General features: G+C 62.9%; 20 protein-coding genes and 1 pseudogene. 15 read left to right on the top strand and 6 right to left on the bottom strand.

Features of this window, described 5'->3' with window-relative positions; all coding sequences use genetic code 11:
* Positions 1 to 345: 345 nt before the first annotated feature.
* Entirely contained in the window at positions 346 to 2,718 is a 2,373-nt protein-coding gene (gene ybiO, locus KUV41_RS18525; RefSeq protein ID WP_222484350.1) for a mechanosensitive channel protein, read from the top strand.
* A gap of 358 nt (positions 2,719 to 3,076) precedes the next feature.
* Here the strand turns inward: ybiO and KUV41_RS18520 are convergent, their stop codons facing one another.
* A complete protein-coding gene (locus KUV41_RS18520) occupies positions 3,077 to 4,303 on the bottom strand; it encodes a heme biosynthesis HemY N-terminal domain-containing protein (protein ID WP_206942309.1) in 1,227 nt (408 codons plus the stop codon).
* Positions 4,300 to 5,304 (bottom strand): uroporphyrinogen-III C-methyltransferase, encoded by a 1,005-nt coding sequence (locus tag KUV41_RS19595; protein ID WP_224851901.1) that lies wholly within the window; start codon positions 5,302 to 5,304, stop codon positions 4,300 to 4,302. The genes KUV41_RS18520 and KUV41_RS19595 overlap by 4 nt, the downstream gene beginning before the upstream one ends.
* Positions 5,305 to 5,323: 19 nt before the next feature.
* Between KUV41_RS19595 and KUV41_RS19590 the strand changes: the two genes are divergently transcribed.
* Positions 5,324 to 5,887, top strand: coding sequence for a hypothetical protein (locus tag KUV41_RS19590; RefSeq protein ID WP_261317400.1), 564 nt, complete (start codon positions 5,324 to 5,326; stop codon positions 5,885 to 5,887).
* Positions 5,888 to 5,932: 45 nt separating this feature from the next.
* On the opposite strand, the gene KUV41_RS18510 is transcribed toward KUV41_RS19590, so the two are convergent.
* Positions 5,933 to 6,697 (bottom strand): uroporphyrinogen-III synthase, encoded by a 765-nt coding sequence (locus KUV41_RS18510; RefSeq protein WP_222486963.1) that lies wholly within the window; start codon positions 6,695 to 6,697, stop codon positions 5,933 to 5,935.
* Positions 6,697 to 7,629 (bottom strand): hydroxymethylbilane synthase, encoded by a 933-nt coding sequence (gene hemC / locus KUV41_RS18505; RefSeq protein WP_242520844.1) that lies wholly within the window; start codon positions 7,627 to 7,629, stop codon positions 6,697 to 6,699. Before hemC ends, KUV41_RS18510 begins: the two co-directional genes overlap by 1 nt.
* Positions 7,630 to 8,003: 374 nt before the next feature.
* Between hemC and argH the strand changes: the two genes are divergently transcribed.
* The 7 genes and pseudogenes from argH to KUV41_RS18470 all read left to right on the top strand — a co-directional run bounded on the left by argH (position 8,004) and on the right by KUV41_RS18470 (position 14,234).
* Positions 8,004 to 9,419: an argininosuccinate lyase gene (gene argH, locus KUV41_RS18500; protein WP_222162179.1), complete on the top strand. Its 1,416-nt coding sequence runs from the start codon at positions 8,004 to 8,006 to the stop codon at positions 9,417 to 9,419.
* Positions 9,416 to 9,532: pseudogene (gene lptM / locus KUV41_RS19755) on the top strand (LPS translocon maturation chaperone LptM); the annotation flags it as partial. The gene argH and the pseudogene lptM, both read left to right, overlap by 4 nt.
* Before the next feature lie 107 nt (positions 9,533 to 9,639).
* The gene (gene lysA / locus KUV41_RS18490; protein ID WP_222237984.1) at positions 9,640 to 10,917 is read left to right on the top strand and encodes a diaminopimelate decarboxylase; all 1,278 of its coding nucleotides are present in this window, start codon (positions 9,640 to 9,642) and stop codon (positions 10,915 to 10,917) included.
* Positions 10,917 to 11,750: a diaminopimelate epimerase gene (dapF, locus tag KUV41_RS18485; protein WP_222237983.1), complete on the top strand. Its 834-nt coding sequence runs from the start codon at positions 10,917 to 10,919 to the stop codon at positions 11,748 to 11,750. Before lysA ends, dapF begins: the two co-directional genes overlap by 1 nt.
* An 87-nt stretch (positions 11,751 to 11,837) precedes the next feature.
* Positions 11,838 to 12,557 carry a DUF484 family protein gene (locus KUV41_RS18480; RefSeq protein WP_222486961.1) on the top strand — a complete coding sequence of 240 codons (720 nt, stop codon included), beginning with the start codon at positions 11,838 to 11,840 and terminating at the stop codon, positions 12,555 to 12,557.
* The gene (locus KUV41_RS18475) at positions 12,547 to 13,506 is read left to right on the top strand and encodes a tyrosine recombinase XerC (protein WP_222484496.1); all 960 of its coding nucleotides are present in this window, start codon (positions 12,547 to 12,549) and stop codon (positions 13,504 to 13,506) included. The genes KUV41_RS18480 and KUV41_RS18475 overlap by 11 nt, the downstream gene beginning before the upstream one ends.
* Positions 13,500 to 14,234 (top strand): HAD family hydrolase, encoded by a 735-nt coding sequence (locus KUV41_RS18470; RefSeq protein ID WP_315900609.1) that lies wholly within the window; start codon positions 13,500 to 13,502, stop codon positions 14,232 to 14,234. The genes KUV41_RS18475 and KUV41_RS18470 overlap by 7 nt, the downstream gene beginning before the upstream one ends.
* 63 nt (positions 14,235 to 14,297) lie before the next feature.
* On the opposite strand, the gene yihA is transcribed toward KUV41_RS18470, so the two are convergent.
* Positions 14,298 to 14,903: a ribosome biogenesis GTP-binding protein YihA/YsxC gene (gene yihA, locus KUV41_RS18465; RefSeq protein ID WP_206942291.1), complete on the bottom strand. Its 606-nt coding sequence runs from the start codon at positions 14,901 to 14,903 to the stop codon at positions 14,298 to 14,300.
* 242 nt (positions 14,904 to 15,145) lie between these two features.
* On the opposite strand from yihA, the gene KUV41_RS18460 reads away from it, so the two are divergent.
* The 6 genes from KUV41_RS18460 (at position 15,146) to KUV41_RS18435 (ending at position 21,094) form a co-directional block, all read left to right on the top strand.
* Positions 15,146 to 15,766 carry a c-type cytochrome gene (locus KUV41_RS18460; RefSeq protein WP_206942289.1) on the top strand — a complete coding sequence of 207 codons (621 nt, stop codon included), beginning with the start codon at positions 15,146 to 15,148 and terminating at the stop codon, positions 15,764 to 15,766.
* Positions 15,767 to 15,983: 217 nt separating this feature from the next.
* A complete protein-coding gene (locus KUV41_RS18455; protein WP_222486960.1) occupies positions 15,984 to 16,622 on the top strand; it encodes a thiol:disulfide interchange protein DsbA/DsbL in 639 nt (212 codons plus the stop codon).
* Positions 16,622 to 17,446 carry an endonuclease/exonuclease/phosphatase family protein gene (locus KUV41_RS18450; protein ID WP_206942286.1) on the top strand — a complete coding sequence of 275 codons (825 nt, stop codon included), beginning with the start codon at positions 16,622 to 16,624 and terminating at the stop codon, positions 17,444 to 17,446. Before KUV41_RS18455 ends, KUV41_RS18450 begins: the two co-directional genes overlap by 1 nt.
* 215 nt (positions 17,447 to 17,661) lie before the next feature.
* Positions 17,662 to 18,222, top strand: a complete 561-nt coding sequence (locus KUV41_RS18445; protein ID WP_206942285.1) for a TRAP transporter small permease subunit — start codon at positions 17,662 to 17,664, stop codon at positions 18,220 to 18,222.
* Entirely contained in the window at positions 18,223 to 19,626 is a 1,404-nt protein-coding gene (locus KUV41_RS18440; protein ID WP_222162185.1) for a TRAP transporter large permease subunit, read from the top strand. It begins immediately after the preceding gene.
* 364 nt (positions 19,627 to 19,990) lie between these two features.
* Positions 19,991 to 21,094 (top strand): TRAP transporter substrate-binding protein, encoded by a 1,104-nt coding sequence (locus KUV41_RS18435; protein WP_206942283.1) that lies wholly within the window; start codon positions 19,991 to 19,993, stop codon positions 21,092 to 21,094.
* Positions 21,095 to 21,290: 196 nt separating this feature from the next.
* Here KUV41_RS18435 and KUV41_RS18430 read toward each other — a convergent pair whose 3' ends face one another.
* The gene (locus tag KUV41_RS18430; RefSeq protein WP_222486959.1) at positions 21,291 to 21,719 is read right to left on the bottom strand and encodes a YqaA family protein; all 429 of its coding nucleotides are present in this window, start codon (positions 21,717 to 21,719) and stop codon (positions 21,291 to 21,293) included.
* Positions 21,720 to 21,746 lie beyond the last annotated feature (27 nt).

Genomic DNA, 21,746 nt, shown 5'->3' with positions numbered 1-21,746 from the left:
TGTCGTGGCGACACACCAGCAGATCCGGGGAGCGATTTACTACGCAAAACCGGCACGGCACAGAACGTTTCTGTCAAAGCAGGCTCTCAATGCAGGTGCCCGCCTGGCAGGGACGCGAAAAAAAACGCCGCCCGGGAGGGCGGCGAACTTGTGCTTGCCTAGCAGGGATGAAGCGCATGGGATGCGTTCACCGTCAATATGGCACAGAATTGGCAATACGTACAAGTTTTGTACATCATTGATGACGTACAAGCGCTGATCGAACATGTTAGCCTGCGCCAGAATCGCTCGATCATGCCCTCGCCTGTCCTCAGGCTCCATCAATTACAGGAGAAGGTTTGCGTGATGCCCTCACGACTCTGCTCTCGACTCTCACGCGTGCTGCTGCTCGCCCTGATATTGTTCGCTGGCCCAGCCTTTGCTCAGCAAGCGGATGGAGATGGCACCGCAAACGCTTCTGGCGACGGCCCAGCCTATTCGACCCTGGCTGACCTGCTGGAAAACGAGCAGTCTCGTAGCCAACTGATCCAACAGCTGCGCCAGATGGCGGAGAACGCCCCGGAACAGGCTCAAGCTGCCGGCGGCGCGGCCATCGATACCGCGGCCGATGCGACCTTGCCAAAACAGCTGGCCGATATGACCAGCCGCGTCGTCACCGAATTTGGCTTTCAGTTCGAGAACCTGGTCAATATCTTCGGAGCCATGGTGAATGGCGCCTTCTCGGAAGGTGAGCTCAACTACGAGCTCTTCACCGAAGCGGCCATCAATCTCGGACTGGTGATTCTGGCCACCTTCGTCATGTTCGTGGTCATCCGACGACTGGTCAGGCCGCTGTTCACCCGCCTGAGCCAGTATTCACAGAATGGCCAGACGCTGAATCCGACCATTCGGCTGGTGCTGTGTGTGGTCCTGGCCGTGATCGTCGACGCCGCCGTGGTCGGGCTTGCCTACGTGGGCGGCAACCTGGCCGCCACCTTCGCGATTGGTGAAACCGGAAGCCTGTCGACAAGGGCATCCCTGTTCCTGAACGCCTTCCTGGTCATTGAGCTGCTGAAGGCGGCTGTCCGCATGTTGTTCGCCTCCCGCTACGAGGGGCTACGCCTGCTGCCGATTTCCGCCGAAAATGCGTCCTACTGGAACCGCTGGATCGCGCGCCTGATCGGGCTGACCGGCTACGGCCTGATGGTCGTGGTGCCGCTGATCAACACCTATCTTTCCTACAGTGTCGGCGAGGGAATTGGCGCCCTGATCATGATCGGTGCCTACCTGTATGCCATCACCGTGGTACTGATCAACCGCACCAAGCTGCGGGATGCGCTGTTCGATTCTGCGGTGCGTTCCAGCCTGGCCGCCTCCGGCGTGGCACTGCGTATGCTGGGTCGCACCTGGCACCTGTGGGCCATCATCTACTTCTCGGTGGTGCTGGTACTGACCCTGACACGTCCCGAGGACGCTCTGCCATTTGTCTTGATGGCCACGCTGAAGACCCTCGGCATCGTGCTGGCGGCCATGCTGATCTCGCGGCTGCTGGTACAGGCAGTAGGACGCCGCATTACCCTGTCCAGCGAGCTCAACAAGAAGCTGCCGCTGCTGGAAACTCGGCTTAACTCTTACGTGCCCACCCTGCTGCGCATCGTCAACGTATTGATCCTGATCGTTGCCGCCATGGCGCTGCTCAATGCCTGGGGCGTGTTCGACATGGCCACCTGGTACGCGTCAGAAGCCGGGCGCCTGCTGGTCAGCCAGGTCATCAATGTGGTCATTATCCTGGTGGTGGCTGCCGGCACCTGGATCGCTCTGGCCAGCTTCATCGAGCACAAGCTCAACCCCTCCACTGGCCGTGGCGTGCCATCTGCCCGGGCCCAGACCTTGCTGTCGCTGTTCCGCAATGCCCTGGCGATTGCCATCGTCACCATGACGGCAATGATCGTGCTGTCGGAGATCGGCATCAATATCGGGCCATTGATCGCCGGTGCCGGTGTGCTGGGTCTGGCTATCGGTTTCGGTGCGCAGAAACTGGTTCAGGACATCATTACCGGTATCTTCATCCAGGTAGAGAACGCCATGAATACGGGTGACGTGGTGACCCTGGGCGGTATTACCGGTACCGCAGAAAAGCTCAGCATCCGTTCGGTGGGTATTCGTGACCTGCACGGCACCTATCACCTGGTTCCCTTCTCCAGTGTGGATGTGGTGTCCAACTACATGCGTGGCTTTGCCTACCATGTCGGCGAATACGGTGTGGCATACCGCGAAAACGTGGATGAAGCGATCGTTGCCCTGCGCAATGCCTTCGACGAGCTGTCGTCGGACGACCAGTGGAAGACGGAAATTCTCGAGCCTCTCGAGGTGGCGGGTGTCATCGCCCTGGCCGATAGCTCGGTCAACATTCGTGTCCGCATCAAGACCACACCAGGCAACCAGTGGGCCATCGGGCGCGCCTACAATCGCCTGGTCAAGATGCACCTGGACGAGGCGGGTATCGAGATTCCCTTCCCTCATACCACCGTCTATTTCGGCGAAGACAAGCAAGGCAAGGCACCTGCCGCCAACCTGCGCCTGGTCGAAAAGGACGTGGTATCCACCGGCAAGGAGAAAGATACCGCGCCACTACCTGGAGAAGAAGGCAGCGTCGACGCCCCTCGCGAGCACGAGACCCGCGAGTACGCTGAAACCAATGCCAAGTTCCGCGGTGACTATGACCCGGAAGGCAACTGACCTGATCTTCAGTAACAGCGAGGGCGGCCCATGGGCCGCCCTCTTTTTTTCGCTGCTGGTAACGCCTACCCCACACACGCTTCCCGGCATCTCCCACCCGGCGCCAGGCGGCTCGCCTGCCCCATACGGTTCCTGGCAGCACATGGCGGCTCGCCTATCGCTGGAACCACTCCCATGCAGCTTCTGGCAGCGCTCATCCGGCACCTGAAGATGGCAGGCCTCCCGCCACGAGCTCGGGCGCCTTGTGTGACGCTCGGCCATGTTCAGCGCGACCGCTAGTGGCTCACAAACGCCAGGGGCGGGGCCTATTGGCCCCGCCCCTGGCGGTCGTTCTGCGACGTCGGTCGCAGTCCTGGGATCAGGCCTGCTGGGCGTCGCTCGGTTGCGGTAGTGACGGCAACGACTTGTCGAGAAGCTCGACGCTCTGACGATAGTAGAGCTGGCTCTTGTTGTGTTCACCCAGGTTGGCATAGAGCCGTGCGAGTTCTGCACAGACCACGCCGCTCGGCCGCTGACGCTGGCTCGCCTCGAAGTACTCCTGGGCCTTGCCCCAGTACGCATTGCGCAGGGCCAGTCGACCAAGGGTCAACAGCAGGTCCGGATCATTGGGGCGTTCCTGCAGCCATTTCTCGGCGGTGACCAGTTGGCGCGAGGCATCCACACCCAGCAAGCCGTAGCGCAGCACCAGACGGCTATCCCAGTTGGATTTGAGCGAATGACGCAGCAGTTTCTCGGCAATCACCTGCTCGTTGCAACGCACCAGCGTCTCGGTGTACAGCACCAGCAAGTCGACGTTGCTGCGCAGGTACTCCGGCATGTCGGACCACAGGTTGCGCACTCGCTCGATATCTTCGGGGTTGCGCGTTTCCTGCAGAATCAGCTCACGATAGGCCTGCAGCTCCAGTGCCTCACGCTCTTCCCGGGAGATCAGCTGCTGGTCAGCCAGGCGCGGCAGCAGGCGACGCAGGCCATCCCAGTCGCTGACGCTGATGTACGCGGCTTTCAGCTGCTTGAGTACCTGCGGGTGACGCGGCAGGTGCCGGTCGAGACGCGTCAGAATCGCCAGCGCCTCTTCGTACTGCTGACGGTCCAGCATCAGCTGAGCCTGCATCATACCTACCGCAGGATCGGCCCCATCGGTCGAAATATGTGCACGCTTGAGCAGCGTATCGGCCTGGTCGTAGCGTCCCTGGTAGTGAGCCGCCAGCGCCGCGGACAAGTAGTTGACCAACGGCGTGCTGGAGTCGTCCGCCGCCTTGACCAGGGCCTTCTCAGCTCGCTTCCAGCGACCTTCCGCCAGCGCAACCAGCCCGCGCACGGTACGCTTCATGGCGGTGCGATTACGGGCCCGAGAATTCCACACCTTGAAACGGCTGACCGGGCGACTCATGCGCACCAGAACGCGCAAGGCAAAGTGCACAATGATGAACAGCGCCAACAGGATGACCAGACCGAACCAGAAGGAGGTCTGGAAGGAGGTGTCCCCCACCCTGACCAACCAATAGCCAGGAACGGACATCATCAGCTGGCCGAACAGCGCCCCGACCGCAAGGCCAACGACGATGAGCAGGATCAGCTTTCTCATGCGTTACCTCCCTGGCCGGATGCACCCGCCTCGAAGCGCTGCTCGATAAACCTGGCCAGCGCTTGCTGGGAGGCACTGATGTCGGGAAGCTCGGGGCGAATGGCCTGGCTCTTCAGCTCACCCAGGCGTGCAATCACCGCCTGCACCGCCTCGTTGTCGCCATCGTAGTAGCCTTGAAGCAAGGTGATGGCCTTGTCGAGGCTCGCTTCGTACAGCCCGGTTTCTTCCTTCAGCAGCGCCAGCTGCGACTGCTCCAGGACCAGACGCAGGCTTTGACGCAGGTAGGATTCCTGCTCGGGGGTGATCAGCGCCTCGAGAGCCTGGTCATGATGACGGACCGTCACCAGCTCCTTGAGTTCTTCCCCGACCCGAGCGAGCTGCTCCTGCCAGGCCCCTGCCGGCGCCTCCTCGATGGTGGTATCCGCCGTGAATTCCTCGATGTCCTGGGCCAGCGGCAATCCGGCGATCTGCTCCTGCTGGGCGTTCAGGGCCAGGTAGAGCCCTGTGCGGTCCACCTTGGGCACCGACTGCAGCGCGGCAAGCTCTTCGGCAATGGCTCGACGCACCGGCACCAGCGCCGGGTTATCAGCCTCTTCCAGGCGCGCGTCTGCGGTCCGCAGCAGGGCAGCGGCACCTTCCACGTCGCGCTCCAGCTGCAGGCGCTGGTTGGCCAGCCTCAGCAGATAGGCAGCCTCGGCATGAAGCCAGTCGCGCTCATCGGCATTCTGTTCCTTGGAGAGTTCCGCCAGCACACGGTCCAGCGTCTGATTGACGTCGGACTTGTAGTCCGCGAAATCACTCTTGATCCCGTCGACCGCCTGCCCCATGGTCTCGCGGCGCTCGTTGAGCCCGCTTTCCAGCTGTGATGACAGCTCCTGGACATCGCTCAGGCTCGGCGTGTTCTGCTTGAGCTGATCGATCCGGGCCGACATGGCCTGCTGAAGCTGCCACCCTTTGAAACCGACAAAGGCCACACCAGCGATCAACAGCAGCACCAACACCAGCGCAACGACACCGGCCTTGCCTCCACCGGAACCGCCCGAAGAGGTCGATGTGGCGCTGGTCGATGCCGCGCCTCCACCGCTACCGGCGGAGCCACCCTTGGCGCGGCCGCCGGACGAGCCAGTGGACGCAGAGGAAGTCGCACCCGTCGCGGCAGCCTTCGTCTTGGCTGAGTCCGATGCGCTTGAACTCGATGCACTAGAGCTAGAAGCAGACGTCTTGGAGCGGGAGTCGCTCGACTGGGTGGAGGCAGACGCGTCCGCGCTTTGCGGCTTGGCATCAGCGGCTGGCTTGGCTGCCGACGTGGTAGCACTGGAGGCCGCATCTTTCGACGCTGAGGTCGCCTTGTCGCCAGCGCTCGACGCGGCCGCATTGTCAGAAGAGCCACTCTTGCTGCTGGCCGACGCGGCGGTGGAAGACGGCGAAGCGGACCCGGTCGAGCTGCTGTTGTTCTTGTCGCGACGCCTCGAGCGCCGCTGGGCGCCTCCCCTGCCGGCACCACCCTTGGCGGGCTCCGTGCCTGAGGTCGCGGCCTGTGCTCCTTGCTTGCCGGAGGCGGACGCCGTCTGCTGCTCGTCCTGATCGTGCTGTTGGTTGCTCATCTGTCGCTAGCCCTTTTCGAGATCTTCATTCGCCATCCTCTGGGTCGCAGGTCCTTGCTACCGCAGCTGCCAGCGCCGCAGGAGACGCGCCAGACGCCACGACCGGGACGCGAAACCCCAGCGTTTTCGCCAGTGTAGCCAACCGCTGGCTGGAAACGACCAGCGGTCGTTGAAAGGCGGCCTCTGAACACCATCTTGCCAGATGTTCCAGGATTTCTCCGCTACTGACCACCAACGCCCCGTAGTCCCCTGCAGCCAGCCGCTGCGCGGCATCCTCTGCCAGCGGCAACAGACGGCGCCGATACACTTCTACCCGCGTCAACCGCGCCCCTCGCTGAGCAAGCGTCTCACCCAGCAACGACCGCCCTCCTTCACCTGCCACCAGCAACACTCGCTGCTGATCAAGCCGCTTGAGCGACGGAAGTGCCAGCAAGGCCTCACTGGTTTCTTCCCCGGCGGCCGCAGTGGGCAGACGCACCCTCACGCCCAAGGCCTGATACAGCAGCTCGGCCGTCGCCTGCCCCACGGCATACAGCTCGAGCCCTTGCGGCAGCTGCGGCCAATATCGGTCGAGCGCCTCGACCAAATGCTCGGCGGCGGCGGGGCTGATAACTATCACCTTATGAAAGTGATCGATGTCGAGCCAGGCCGACCTTGCATCCGCCGTCTCTGGCACAGTTTCCTGCCGCATCACCTCGAGCCGAAGCGTTGACAGCCCGAACGCAGCGACGGCTTCTGCCAACACCTGGCCGCGAGCGCCCGGTCGAGTCAGCAACGCCGGTGCAGACATCAGCGCGGCCCGTACACCTCAGCCAGAATATCGCTGGCTCCCTGTTCGAGCAGCTGCTCGGCCACCCGAATACCCAACGCCTCCGGTTCGTCTACCGAGCCGCGACCCTCGGCCCGCAGCACTCGCGTGCCGTCCGGGGTACCCACCAAGGCACGCAGCCACAGCGTCCGGCCATCATCTTCGTAGATAGCGTGGCCGCCGATGGGGACCTGACAGCCCCCTTCAAGCCGCGTGTTCATAGCACGTTCGGCACGCACTCGCGTCGCCGTCTCGATATCATCAAGCGGCGCCAGCAATGACACCAGCTCGGTATCATGCATACGGCACTCGATCCCCAGGGCGCCTTGCCCACAGGCAGGCAAACACACCTCGGGGGGCAGCTCCTGGGCGATACGGTCTTCAAGGCCCAGGCGCTTTAGTCCGGATGTCGCCAGCAGAATGGCGTCAAACTCACCGCCGTCAAGCTTGGCCAGGCGGGTCTGCACATTGCCACGCAGGCTGATCACCTCCAGATCGGGGCGCGCTTCGCGCATCTGCAGCCCGCGCCTCAGGCTGGATGTGCCCAATCGAGCCCCCTCGGGAAGGTCCTCGAGGCAACCGTAGTCGTTGGACACAAAGGCGTCGGTGGGCTCGGCCCCTTCGAGAATCACCGACAGACCCAGGCTTTCGGGGAACTGCATCGGGACATCCTTCATGGAGTGCACGGCAATGTCCGCTCGTCCGTCGAGCATCGCCTCTTCCAGCTCCTTGACGAACAGTCCCTTGCCGCCGACCTTGGCCAGCGGGGTATCGAGGATCTTGTCCCCACGCGTCGACATGGGTACCAGCTCGACTTCAAGGTCAGGATGAATCGCCATCAGGCGATCGCGGACATGTTCGGCCTGCCACATGGCCAATTGGCTCTTACGCGTCGCGATACGCAGCCTGGACATCTGTTGCACGTTGCTACTCCCTGGTCGGGCTCGCGACCACATCGCCGCGTCCGCCATATTAAGTGAATGGCGTCATCATAAAGCACGGCCCCCGTCAGTAAAATCGACCTGAGCCAGCCTGGCCGTCCTTTTTGCCGCCATCTTCGCCTTCGCCCCGGTCTCAGCCCCCTGGGTCCGAGACTTTTGTTGTCGGGCTCGATATCGCCCTCGCTCGTTGGCCGACTTTCGTTACCGGGCCCGATACCGCCCTCGCCTCGTTGGCCGACTCTGGTACACTCTGGCCCATACCTCGACAGCGGCTCCCGACACTGTCCTCGCCTGCAGGCCCGACGTCGCGCCCGTCGCCATCGCATCGTCATTCAGGAAGTCCTTCAATGAGCCAGACCACCAATCAGTCCTGGGGCGGACGCTTCAGTGAACCCACCGATGCCTTTGTCGCCCGTTTCACCGCCTCGGTCGACTTCGATCAGCGCCTGGCACGCCACGACATTCAGGGCTCCATCGCTCATGCCACCATGCTGGCCCAGGTAGGGGTGCTGAGCGAACAAGAGCGTGACGCCATCGTGACCGGCCTCAAGGAGATCGAGACCGAGATTGCCGAAGGCAGTTTCGAGTGGTCGGTGGCACTGGAAGACGTGCACATGAATATCGAGGCGCGCCTGACGCAGAAGATCGGCATCACCGGCAAGAAGCTGCATACCGGCCGTTCGCGTAACGACCAGGTGGCGACAGATATTCGCCTCTACCTGCGCGAAGAAATCGATCTGGTCGCCAGCGAACTGGCACGGCTGCGTGCCGGGCTGATCGAGCTGGCCGACGGCGAAGCAGATACCATCATGCCGGGCTTCACGCACCTGCAGACGGCCCAGCCGGTCACCTTTGGCCATCACCTGCTGGCCTGGCAGGAAATGCTGGCGAGGGATCATGAGCGCCTGCTGGATTGCCGCAAGCGGGTCAATGTGCTGCCCCTGGGCGCCGCCGCGCTGGCGGGTACCACCTACCCCATCGATCGCCACCTGACCGCTCAGCTGCTGGGCTTCGAGCGCCCCGCCGAGAACAGCCTGGACGCCGTCAGCGATCGTGACTTCGCCATTGAATTCACCGCCTTCGCCAGCCTTCTGCTGATGCACCTGTCGCGCATGAGTGAAGAGCTGGTGCTGTGGACCAGCGCCCAGTTCGACTTCATCGACCTGCCGGACCGTTTCTGCACCGGCTCATCGATCATGCCGCAGAAAAAGAACCCCGACGTGCCTGAGCTGGTGCGCGGCAAGACCGGTCGTGTCTATGGTCATCTGATGGGCTTGCTGACGCTGATGAAGTCTCAGCCGCTGGCCTACAACAAGGACAATCAGGAAGACAAGGAGCCGCTGCTCGACACCCTGGACACCGTCAAGGGCTGCTTGCGCGCCTTTGCCGACATGGTGCCGGCCATCGAGTCCAAGGGCGATTCCATGCGCGAGGCTGCACGCAAGGGCTTCTCGACCGCCACCGACCTGGCCGACTACCTGGTGCGCAAGGGCGTCGCCTTCCGCGACGCCCACGAAATCGTGGGTCAATCGGTCGCCTATGGCATCGAGAGCGGCAAGGACCTGTCGGACATGAGCCTCGACGAACTGCGCCAGTTCTCCGATACCATCGGCGACGATGTCTTTGATGTGCTGACGCTGGAAGGCTCGGTAGCAGCCCGCAACCATATCGGAGGCACCGCCCCCGACCAGGTCCGCGCCGCTGCCCAGCGGGCTCGCGATGCGCTGAAGGCCATCGCCACTGACCAAGGAGCCCGCCAATGAGCCGCGCTACCTCTGCACTGCTGCTGATACTGCTGCTGGCGATGACCAGCTTGGCCGGCTGCGGACAAAAGGGCCCGCTGTACCTGCCAGGCGATGAGGAGGCCGCAGAGCGCTACGGCCCTCGCGACAGCGTGGACCAGGACGACCAGGGTGAAGATGGCAACGCCCAGGGCCAAGATCCGGATCAAGACGGCAACACTGAAGGGAGCGACGGCTGAGCATGGATCACTTCAACTATCGCGAGGGCGAGCTCCACGCGGAAGCGGTCCCCCTTGCGCGCATCGCTGACCAGGTGGGCACCCCCTGCTACGTATATTCACGGGCCACCCTGGAGCGCCACTTCAAGGCCTACCAGGAAGCCCTTGGTGATCATCCACACCTGATTTGCTATGCCGTGAAGGCCAACAGCAACCTGGCCGTACTCAACGTTCTGGCACGCCAGGGAGCCGGTTTCGACATCGTCTCCGAGGGCGAGCTAGAGCGCGTCCTGGCGGCTGGCGGGGACCCCGCCAAGATCGTGTTTTCCGGGGTTGCCAAGCAACCTGGCGAAATGGCTCGCGCCCTTGAGGTCGGCATCAAGTGCTTCAATGTCGAGTCTCGTCCGGAACTCGAGGTCCTCAACCAGGTCGCCGGTCGTCTCGGCAAGGTAGCCCCGGTCTCGCTGCGGGTGAACCCGGACGTGGACGCCGGTACCCATCCCTACATTTCTACCGGCCTCAAGGACAACAAGTTCGGCATCGCCGTCGACGACGCCCTTGAGGTCTATCGCCTGGCGGCGACGCTGCCTAACCTGCGCATCGAAGGCCTCGACTGCCATATCGGTTCACAGTTGACCGAGATCGCCCCCTTCCTGGACGCCTTGGAACGCCTGCTGGTGCTGCTCGACCGTCTGCGCGAAGAAGGCATCGAGGTGTCCCACCTGGACCTGGGCGGTGGCCTTGGCGTGCCCTACCGTGACGAGACGCCCCCGGCGCCCTTCGACTATGCCTCGAAGTTGCTGGAGCGCCTGTCTCGCTGGGAAGGTGGTGAACGCCTGACGCTGCTGTTCGAGCCTGGTCGCTCGATCGCCGCCAATGCCGGCGTGATGCTGACCCGCCTGACCTATCTCAAGCCAGGTGAAACCAAGAACTTCGCCATTGTCGATGCGGCAATGAACGACCTCATTCGACCGTCGCTGTATCAGGCATGGCAGGCCATCATTGAGGTCGATACGCGCCAGCAGCGCGACAGCGATATCTATGATGTGGTCGGCCCGGTATGTGAAACCGGCGACTTCCTGGGCAAGGAACGTCGTCTCGCCGTGGCGCCGGGAGACCTGCTGGCGGTGCGTTCGGCCGGTGCCTACGGCTTCGTCATGGCCTCCAACTACAACAGCCGGCCGCGCCCCGCGGAAGTGCTGGTGGATGGAGACAGCTGGCAGGTCGTGCGGCAGCGAGAACGCATTGAAGACCTGTGGGCAGGTGAATCACTGCCCGACGCCGCCGGAGAGTCGCGCTGATGCTGCTGCACTTCACCAAGATGCATGGCCTGGGCAATGACTTCATGGTCATCGACCTGGTCACCCAGCGCGCGCGTATCGAGACGGAAGACATTCGCCGCCTCGCCGATCGCCGCTTCGGCATTGGCTTTGATCAACTGCTGGTGGTGGAACCGCCGCGAGATCCCGACATGGACTTTCGCTATCGGATCTACAACGCCGACGGTAGCGAAGTGGAAAACTGTGGCAACGGAGCGCGCTGTTTCGCCCGCTTTGTGCGCGACAAGCGCCTGACCCATAAACGCCAGATCCATGTCGAGACCGCCGGAGGGCCGCTGGTCCTTGACGTGCACGAAGACGAACAGGTCAGCGTGGACATGGGCGCACCGCGCTTTGCTCCTGCCGCGCTGCCCTTTGACGCCGACGCTGACCAGTTGCTGCATACGCTGGAGGTGGACGGAGAGACCCTGAACATCGCCGTCGCCTCCATGGGCAACCCTCATGCCGTCATCCGCGTCGATGATGTGGCCAGCGCCCCGGTAGAGCGTCTGGGCCCGCTGATCGAGCATCATCCGCGCTTTCCGCGCCGGGTGAATGTCGGCTTCATGCAGATTCTGTCGCGCCAGAGCATCCGTCTGCGGGTGTTCGAACGCGGCAGTGGCGAGACGCTGGCCTGCGGCACCGGCGCCTGCGCCGCAGTCGCCTGCGGTATTCGCCAGGGTCTGCTGGATAGCCCGGTATCGGTGGCGTTGCCTGGCGGCAACCTGAGCATACGCTGGGCCGGAGAAGACCAGCCGCTGATCATGACCGGGCCTGCCGAGCGAGTGTTTGATGGTCGCATCCCGCTACGTTGATCTCTTACGTATTGGACGCTCCCCGACTACGCTAAGCTGCCAGCATGGCTGACACTTTGACACCGACCGTTACACAGGGAGACGCGCATGCCCCAAGCCGCCCCAGAGCCTCGCAAGACGCTGGATCCGGACCGGGTCGCCGAATGGCTGGCGCGCCATCCGGACTTTTTCGTTGGCCGTGAAGGCTTGCTGCAAAGCCTGAAGGTGCCTCATCCGGAAACTCAGGGTGCGACCTCTCTGCTCGAGCGTCTGGTCTACGATCTGCGCAAACGCGCAGAGGGTGCTGAACTGCGCCTGGAACAATTGCTCGACTCGGCCCGACACAATGAAGCCCAGTACCGTCGAACCCGAGAACTGGTGCTGGCGCTGCTCGAGGCCCAGGACAACGATGCCCTGGGGCAGGCGCTGGCGACCCAGCTGAGCGAGCGTTTCCAGACTCCGGCAGTAGCAGTCTGGTGCCCCGCCAGCTTGACCGATCGCGACCCGCGCCCACCTCAGGCGCCGCGCCACGTCCTCGACGAGCACACGGGTCAGCGCTTGACCGCTTTGCTCGATGGCCGCGCTAGTCGTTGCACACGCCTGACGCCCACCGACTGGAAGCGACTGGTGCCCCATGCCAAGGCACCGACCAAGTCCGGTTCCTGCGCGATCGCCCGCATGACCCTCGGCGACCCCCAAGGCTTCGTGGTGTTGGCCAGCGCCGACCCGGACCACTTCCGCGCCAGCATGGACACTCTGTTCACCGAGTATCTGGCCGATGTGCTGGTACGGTTGAGCGTCCGACTGAGCGAGCATGATGGCGGCTGAGCCTCCGCTTGATCGTGCGGTGGCGGACTTCTTGAGCGAGCTTGCCCGCACGGCCAGCGGCGCCACGGTCGACGCCTACCGACGAGACCTGGCCGCCTATCTGGATTGGCGGGCACAGCAGAGCCTGTCAGCGCCTGAGGATGACCTCATCACGGCCAAGGAACTGCGTCGATTCCTGGCCTCCGAGCGCAGCCGAGGGCTGGCTGCACGCAGCCTCAAGCGCCGCCGTGCCGCACTGTCGCGGTTCTGTGGTCATCTGGTGGACAGCGGACAGCTGGCGTACAACCCGGTGGGCCTGAGTCAGGGCCCCAAGGCGCCCAACGACCTTCCTCGCCCCGTCGATGTGGACCTTCTTGCCCGCTTTCTCGACACCCCCCATGACGGCTCGGTGCTGTCGGTGCGCGATCAGGCCATGCTGGAGCTGCTTTACTCCAGTGGGTTGCGCTTGGCGGAGCTATCGGCGCTGGATCTGGGGGATGTGCATGGCGCCAGCGTCAGGGTCGTCGGCAAGGGCAACAAGCCGCGCCAGGTACCCGTGGGGTCCCGCGCCAGAGCCGCCATCGAGCAATGGCTGACATTGCGAGGATCGCTGGCTGCTGATGGCGAGCGGGCCATGTTCGTCGGACAGCACGGGAAACGCCTGGGTCATCGCGCCATTCAGGCACGCCTGGTCACTCAAGCGCGCCGTCGCGGCCTCCCCGAGCACCTCCACCCTCATCGACTGCGTCACTCCTTTGCCAGCCATCTTCTCGAGTCCAGCCAGGACCTGCGTGCGGTTCAGGAACTGCTCGGCCACGCCAACCTGTCGACCACCCAGGTCTATACCCGCCTGGACTGGCAGCACCTGTCGGAGAGCTACGATCGCGCCCACCCCAGGGCTCGGCGCAGGCCGGCCAGCACCGCACCAGACCCTGATGACCCTGACCTTGTTGGAGAGACGCCGTGCTAGCGCCCGCAAACCTGTCTCGGCTGGAAGCCATCACCTTTGATCTGGACGATACGCTGTGGGACAACGCCGGCGTCATGCAGCGCACCGAGCACGGCCACGTCGACTGGCTGAATACCCAGCTTACGGCGTGGCAGGCCCGCCGAGGCGAGCCTGCCACCGACCCCATCGATCTTGAGCGCTATCTCGCGGCACGCCAGGCCATGGCTCGGCAGCACTGGTCCCGACGCGGCGACTTCAGTTGGCTGCGCGAGCACAGCCTGGTTCAGCTGCTGGTCGAAAACGGCCTGGATCAGGACAGCGCCCGCGAGTGGGCGGCACGGGCCATGCAGCAGTTCCATCAGCTGCGCATCGACGTCACGCCCTTCCCCGGGGCCGACGCCATGCTGGAGCGTCTCGCCTCACGCTACCGGCTCGGCAGCATCACCAATGGCAATGTGGCCTTTGAGCGCTTGACCATTGCACGGCATTTTCATGAGCGCATCGCCGCTGGTGAAATGCTGGCCCCAAAGCCCGACCCACGCCCTTTCCTGGCCATGCTGGCGAGGTTGAACGTGCGCCCTGAACGAGCACTGCACGTGGGAGATTCATGGGAGGAGGACATCCTGCCTGCCAGACGGCTAGGCATGCAGGCCGCCTGGATCGCGCCGACACAGACGCAGGTGACGGACCTGCCTGCCGGCGTCTTTCACCTGACCTGTGTCACCGAGCTAGAGGCCCTGCTGTCCTGAAGGGGCGTGTTCTCACACCGAGAGCTCTCGCACCATAGGTGCTGAGCCACAACCCTGGCAGGCTCAGTCCTGGTCGAGCCACCCATCCAAACGTCGATGGGCGTCTTCAACCCCCTGACGCTTGAGTGCCGAGAATAACTGGACGCTGACCAGGTCTTCCCACTCGCGCAGACGAGACCGCACCTGCTGCAACGCATTCTTGGCCGCGCCCTGCTTCAACTTGTCTGCCTTGGTCAGCAGGATATGGACCGGGAGATCTCGCTCGTCCGCCACATCCAGCAGCGCAAGGTCAAATTCGGTCAGCGGATGCCGCACATCCATCACCAGCACAAGGCCGCGCAGTGATTGGCGCTTCTGCAGGTACTCCGCCAGGTGACGCTGCCACTCCAACTTTACCTTTTCAGGCACCTTGGCGTAGCCGTATCCCGGCAGATCCACCAGACGCCGGTCCACGTTGTCGCCCAGCGAAAAGACATTGATCAGCTGTGTGCGTCCCGGCGTCTTGGACGTCCTGGCGAGCGCCTTCTGCTGGGTTATCGCATTGATGGCACTAGATTTTCCCGCATTGGAACGACCCGCAAAGGCCACTTCCACGCCGCTATCTTCAGGGCAGCGGGCAAGGGTAGGGGCGCTGGTAAGAAATCGGGCCAAGGAGTAATTGAAAGCCATGAGATGGAAGAAATCCTGACGGTGGTCAAAAGTAGGGGCGAGGGCCCTGGCATTCCCGCCCTCAGGGTGTTTGGTTATAGTAAGCTTTGAGGCGGCTGCGACCCGGAGACCCATCTTACCATTGTGCTGCTGTTGCCAGCGACCGGCCTCAGCGCGGGCGCTTCCTCCTGCAACTCGGGCATGCCTCAAGGCCACGCCCCGCAGGACCGTGAAAACATCATAACGGCATAAGTGAACTAGCGATGAGACAGTTACTGGCAAGCCTGGCAATCTCCATCGGCGTCGTTGGCGCCGCCCATGCCGATCTTCAGAGTGACGCAGACGCCGCCGCTGGACGCGACAAGGCAACCGCCTGTGCCGCGTGTCACGGCCAGACCGGCGCCAGCATCGCGCCAACCTTCCCCAATCTGGCAGGACAGCAGGCCTCCTATCTGGCCAAGCAGATCCTCGATATTCGTGATGGCCATCGTCTGGTACCCCAGATGGCGGGTCAGGTGGACAACTTCAGCGACCAGGACGCCTGGGACGTGGCCGCCTTCTTCGCCGGCCAGGAGCCGGTGGTGGGCCAGGCCAAGGACGACGAGGCCTTGCTGGAACGCGGAGAAGCCCTCTATCGCGCGGGCGATCTCGCCAAGGGCATACCCGCCTGCAGTGCCTGCCATAGCCCCACCGGCAGTGGCATAGGCTCCGCGGTCTATCCGGCACTGTCCGGACAGCACGCGGGGTATGTGGTCACTACGTTGAAGGCCTTCGCCTCCGGTGATCGTGCCAACAGTCCTGGCGGCATGATGTCGGATATCGCCGCCAAGATGAGCGACGCCGACATGGAAGCCGTGGCCAACTACGTGCAAGGACTGCACTGACCGTCTCTATGGCGGATCAGCGGGGCGGCTCTTGAGCCGCCCCGCTTGCGTTTGGCGACACCCAGCGGCAACCCCATGGCCATTCGGGATATTCGGGAACCCTTCTAACGTTGTAGACTCAAAACAGCGTTCGCTTTGTGGCTTCAGCCTCAGGTGAGCAGAGCTGCTGCTCGCCGGTCGCGGAAGTACACCGTCTATTTCAAGGAGACATACTGACATGCTGAAGTCACTGATGATGGGCCTGGTAGGCCTGGGCCTATCCACCATGGCTGCTGCTGCCCCGGTCACTGAAGGCAAGGACTACACCGTTGCACCCAACGCCGTTCAGCTGGGCAGCGACGATAGCAAGATCAACGTGACCGAGGTGTTCTGGTATGGCTGCCCTCACTGCTACGCGCTGGAAGATCCGCTGAACGCCTGGGTGGCAGACCTGCCCGAGGACGTGGAATTCGAACGCATGCCGGCCACCCTGGGGGAAACCTGGGTCAAGCACGCTCGCGCCTTCTATGCTGCCCAACAGCTGGAGATTCTCGACGAGGTCCACGAGGATTTCTTTGACGCCATCCACCAGGAAGGCGAGCAGCTGACCGACCCGGACGATATTGCAGCCTTCTTCAGCGACTACGGCGTCAGCGAAGAGGATGCCCTCAAGGCCCTGGATGGATTCGGCGTCAAATCGCAGATCAACCGCGCCAGCGCGACCATGCGTAACCTGCAGCTGATGGGCGTTCCGGCACTGATCGTCGATGGCCGCTACATCGTATCGCCCAGCAACGCTGGCAGCCTCGACAATATGCCGCGCATCGCCGAAGCGCTAGTGGAGCAGGTTCGCGAAGAACGCGAGGCCGCGCAGTAATGAGCTCCCTGGCCGAGGAACATCACCCTACCCTCGAAGGAGGTCACCTGAGACTGGTGACCTTCAACCTTCAGGTGGGCATTCAAACCTCGGCCTACCACCATTATCTGACGCGCAGCTGGCAGCACCTGTTGCCACATCCCCAGCGGCAACGTCGCCTGGACATGATGGCTGAGGTGCTGTCGCACTTTGACATGGTGGGACTGCAGGAGGTGGATGGGGGCAGCTTTCGCTCGAGCCAGGTGAATCAGCTGACCTACCTGGCACGGCAAGGAGGCTTCCCTCACCACTACCAGCAGCTGAACCGCAATCTCGGCCGTATCGCGCAACATAGCAACGGCCTGCTGTCGCGCCTGACACCTAGCCGTATCGAGGAACACCGACTACCGGGAACGCTTCCCGGCCGCGGTGCCATCCACGCTCGCTTCGGTGAGGGCCCCGAGGCGCTACACCTCTTTGTGGCACACCTGGCCCTAGGCCAGCGCACCCAGAACCTGCAGCTCGACTACTTGAGTGAATTGATCCAGCCCCTCAAGCATGTGGTGGTGATGGGCGATCTGAACTGCACACCAGAGCGCTTGCATGCCCATGATCGATTCTGCGCATCGTTGCCGCTGCATCCGGTGCATCCGCCGCTGAGCTACCCGTCCTGGCGCCCCAGTCGTGCGCTGGACCATATTCTGCTGTCGTCCTCTCTCGAGGCCGACGAGGTCGAGGTCCTCGACCGGCTGTTTTCCGACCATCTGCCCGTCGCGGTGGATATTCGCCTGCCAGATCCCTGCCTGAAGGCCATTCGCGCCTGCCATTCCCAACAACTCGCCTGAACCGAGCATCACACGACCGATACCGCGGCAAGGCTCGACTTTCGATGCCATGACAGTGCTACCTTGCCTGCCGTATAGTCAGCGTTGATGCGCGCCACCCTGTGCAACGGGTCCCGCGTGCAACACTATCCAAGACGCCAGGCCGCTCCGCGCTTCCCCGCGCGCGGATGCGCTGCCTGAAACAAGATCGCCCTGACACTATCTTGCGAGCTCACATGTCCACAACCTCCGGCTTGCCGGGGCCACTGGCGGCCCTCGACGCCTTGATCGAACGCCTGGGTAGAGGCCTCTCCTGGCTCATTCTGGCGATGATGATCATTCAGTTCCTGATCGTCATTCTGCGCTATGCCTTCAGCGTCAACAGCATTCCCATGCAGGAATCGGTGATGTACATGCATGCCACCGTCTTCATGCTGGCGGCGGCCTACACCCTGCGGCATGGCGGACATGTGCGCGTCGATATCTTTTACCGGGCCATGTCGGCACGTAAAAAAGCCCTGGTCGATCTGCTGGGCACGCTGTTCCTGTTACTTCCGGTGATGGTGTTCGTCATCGCCACCAGCCTTGGCTACGTCGGCAAATCCTGGGCCATTTTCGAGGGTTCCCCCGATGCCGGCGGCATCCCCGGCGTGTTCCTGCTGAAGACCCTGATACCGGCCTTTGCGCTACTGATGATCCTGCAGGGGATCGTTGAAATCTGCCGCAATTCTCTCATCCTTAGCGGGCGCCTGACCCCGGACGAAGCCCCCCACGATGCCAACGAGGAGCACCTGTAAATGCTGGAGTTCATGCCACTGGTGCTGTTCGCGGTCATCTGTACGGTCCTGATGTTCGGCTATCCGGTAGCGCTGTCGCTGGCCGGCACCGCGCTGGCCTTCGCCGGTCTTGGCTTCGGCCTCGAGTCCATCGGTATCGACGCCAATTTTGATGGCAGCTATCTCAACGCCTTCCCCAATCGACTCTACGGCATCATGACCAACACGACGCTGTTGGCGGTGCCACTGTTTGTCTTGATGGGCGTGCTGCTGGAAAAGTCCCGGGTCGCCGAGACCCTGCTTGACGCCATGGCTCTGCTGTTCGGCTCGCTGCGCGGGGGACTGGGCATCTCGGTGACCATCGTCGGCATGATGCTGGCGGCCTCCACCGGGATCGTCGGTGCCACCGTCGTCACCATGGGGTTGATGTCGCTTCCCACCATGCTGAAGCGTGGCTACAGCCAGTCCCTGGCCACCGGCACTATCTGCGCTACCGGCACGCTAGGACAGATCATTCCCCCGTCCATCGCCCTGGTCCTGCTGGGTGACGTGCTCTCCAGCGCCTATCAGCAGGCCCAGCTGTCCATGGGCATCTTCAGTCCCAAGACGGTGTCCGTCGGCGACCTGTTCATGGGTGCGCTGGTGCCAGGCCTGATTCTGGTGCTGGTCTACATCGTTTACGTGAGCCTGGTGGCGATGCTCAAGCCCAGCGCAGCACCCGCGGCCGATCGCCAGGAGCTGATGGCGGAAATGGGCCATACCTCGGGCCTGGGTCTACTGTTGCTCAAGGGGCTCGTACCACCCATCGTGCTGATTGTCGCGGTACTGGGCTCTATCCTGACCGGCCTGGCAACCCCCACAGAAGCGTCCGCCGTTGGTGCCTTTGGTGCTTTCGTGCTGGCCCTGGCCTATCGTCGCCTCGACATGGCCACCCTCAAGGAAGTGCTGCGCTCCACCACCCATGTCACCACCATGGTCTTCCTCATTCTGATTGGGGCGGCCCTGTTCTCGCTGGTATTTCGTGCCTACGGGGGTGAGGAACTGGTGACTCACCTGTTCGAGAACATGCCTGGCGGCGTCGTCGGTGCCACCATCATCGTGATGCTGGTCATCTTCCTGCTTGGCTTCATTCTCGACTTCATCGAGATCACCTTTGTGGTCGTGCCGATCGTCGGCCCCATTCTGCTGGCCATGGGCCTCGACCCGATCTGGCTCGGTATCATGATCGCGATCAACCTGCAGACCTCGTTTCTGACCCCACCGTTTGGTTTCGCGCTGTTCTACCTGCGCGGGGTCGCTCCGGAATCCGTTCCGACGTCTGCCATCTATCGTGGTGTGATTCCGTTCATCGTACTGCAGCTGGGAATGCTGCTGGCGCTGGCGTTCTTCCCGGGCCTTGCCACCTGGCTGCCGGAGCAGTTCTAACTCGGGATATGCTGTTCAAGGAGGCCGGGAGAGCGCGGTCACAAGCGGCTCCCGGCTCTTTCCGGCGCTTTCAGACAGGAACATGGGGCATCATCATGGCCATGGGCGTGCGCATACCGCACGCAATGGCCCCCGCGTTGGCGATGCGTGGACGGCGCCAGTCACGTGCACCACGGCGCGGCATCTATAGTAGCTGCATCGCCATAGCGACCCTTGCCTACACGCTATATCAAAGGGCTATATCAACAAGACGCATGACCGAGCATCATGACGCTGCCGACATCCCGGCAGCGCCATTCACCCGCTGGCCCTACCCCGGCCGGCAGGTCCCGACAACGCCAACACCATATAAAAGGGGACTTACATGCAACGCAGCTCAATCGCCAAGGCCATTACCCTCGCCAGTGCCACCGGCCTTATGCTGATCGGTGCCCAGGCACAGGCTCAGGACACCTTCGAGTGGAAACTGGTAACGTCCTGGCCCAAGAACTTTCCCGGCGTTGGCCAAGGCCCGGAGCGCCTGGCCAAGCTGGTGGAAGAAATGTCGGACGGTCGACTGACCATTGAAGTGTTCGGCGCCGGCCAGCTGGTTCCCGGCTTCGAGGTCTTCGACGCAGTAGCGGAAGGCACCGCGCAGATGGGCCATTCCGCGTCGTACTACTGGAAGGGCAAGGCACCCGCTGCCCAGTTCTTCGCTGCCGTTCCGTTTGGCATGAATGCTCAGGAAATGAACGCCTGGCTGCACTATGGCGGCGGCCTGGAGCTGTGGAACGAGCTCTACGACGACTTCGGGGTAGAAGTCATGGCGGCCGGCGCCTCCGGGGTGCAGATGGGCGGGTGGTACAACAAGGAGATCAACTCGGTCGCCGACCTGGACGGTCTCAAGATGCGTATGCCTGGCCTCGGTGGCGAGGTCATGAACCGCATGGGCGTGGCCATCGTCAACATGCCAGGCGGCGAAATCTTCACCTCGCTGCAATCCGGCGCCATCGACGCCACCGAGTGGATCGGCCCCTATAACGACCTGGCCTTTGGCCTTCACCAGGCCGCCGAATACTATTACTACCCGGGCTGGCATGAGCCCACGGTCATGTTCGAAGCCATCATCAACGATGACGCTCTGGCAGAACTGCCTGCCGACTTGCAGGCGATCCTGCGTAGCGCGGTTCGCGACGTCAACCAGGACGTACTCGACGAGTACACCGCACGTAATAACGACGCCCTGGCAACGCTGATCAACGAGCACGACGTTCAGCTGCGCAAGCTGCCTGATGATGTCCTTGCTCAGGCTCAGGAGATTTCCGCCGAGGTCGTGCAGGAACTCGCCGACTCCAGCGATATCGCCGGCCGCATCTACGAGTCCTATCGCGAGTTTCAGGACAAGGTCGTGAATTACCACGCCATTTCCGAACAGGCCTACTACAACGCCCGTAACCCGGACGGCGGCACCAGTCTCGGGCAGGAGTAATCCGCGTCGCCCATCGCCGTCAGCGGTGATATCGACAGCAGAAGGGCCGCCATTCGGCAGCCCTTCTGCTATCCCCGGCTAGGCCGGGGCTTCCGTCAAGCCTGGGTTTGGCTAAAAGGCTTGGCTATAGGGCTTGGCTAAAGGGCTTGGCTACAGTGCCCGGCTATAGGGCTTGGTGGTAGGTCCTGGTCCAGGCTCAGGCGCCACACGAGAAGTAGCTGTCCGCAAACCACAATACCAGCGCATAGCGCCCCCCCTTGCTCACCAGAATCCACACCAGCGCGCGCCACCAAGGTAGCCGCGCGATTCCCGCCAGCACGGTCAGTGGATCTCCTATTACCGGCACCCAGGCCAGCAGCAGACTGGCTTCTCCTCCCTTGCGATACCAGCGCTGGGCCCGCGCCAGTCCCTGCGGTGATGCCGGAAACCACCGCCGATCCACGTAGTGGGTGGCATAGCGCCCCAGCCCCACGTTGATCAAGCTCCCCAAGGTGTTGCCCAGCGTCGCCACCCACCACAGTGCCCACGGCGACTCGCCACGGCACCACAGTGCCGTCAGCCACACCTCGGAGCCGCCCGGCAACAAGGTCGCACTGGCCATCGCTACCACAAACAGACTGAACATGGCTCCCTCGACCTGGTCTCTTGTATC

It is taken from the genome of Halomonas sp. DP8Y7-1 (assembly GCF_019801685.1).
GTDB classification, from domain to species: domain Bacteria; phylum Pseudomonadota; class Gammaproteobacteria; order Pseudomonadales; family Halomonadaceae; genus Halomonas; species Halomonas litopenaei_A.
Note: the sequence above shows the minus strand (reverse complement) of the source record. Positions and strands in the feature narration are given on the sequence as shown.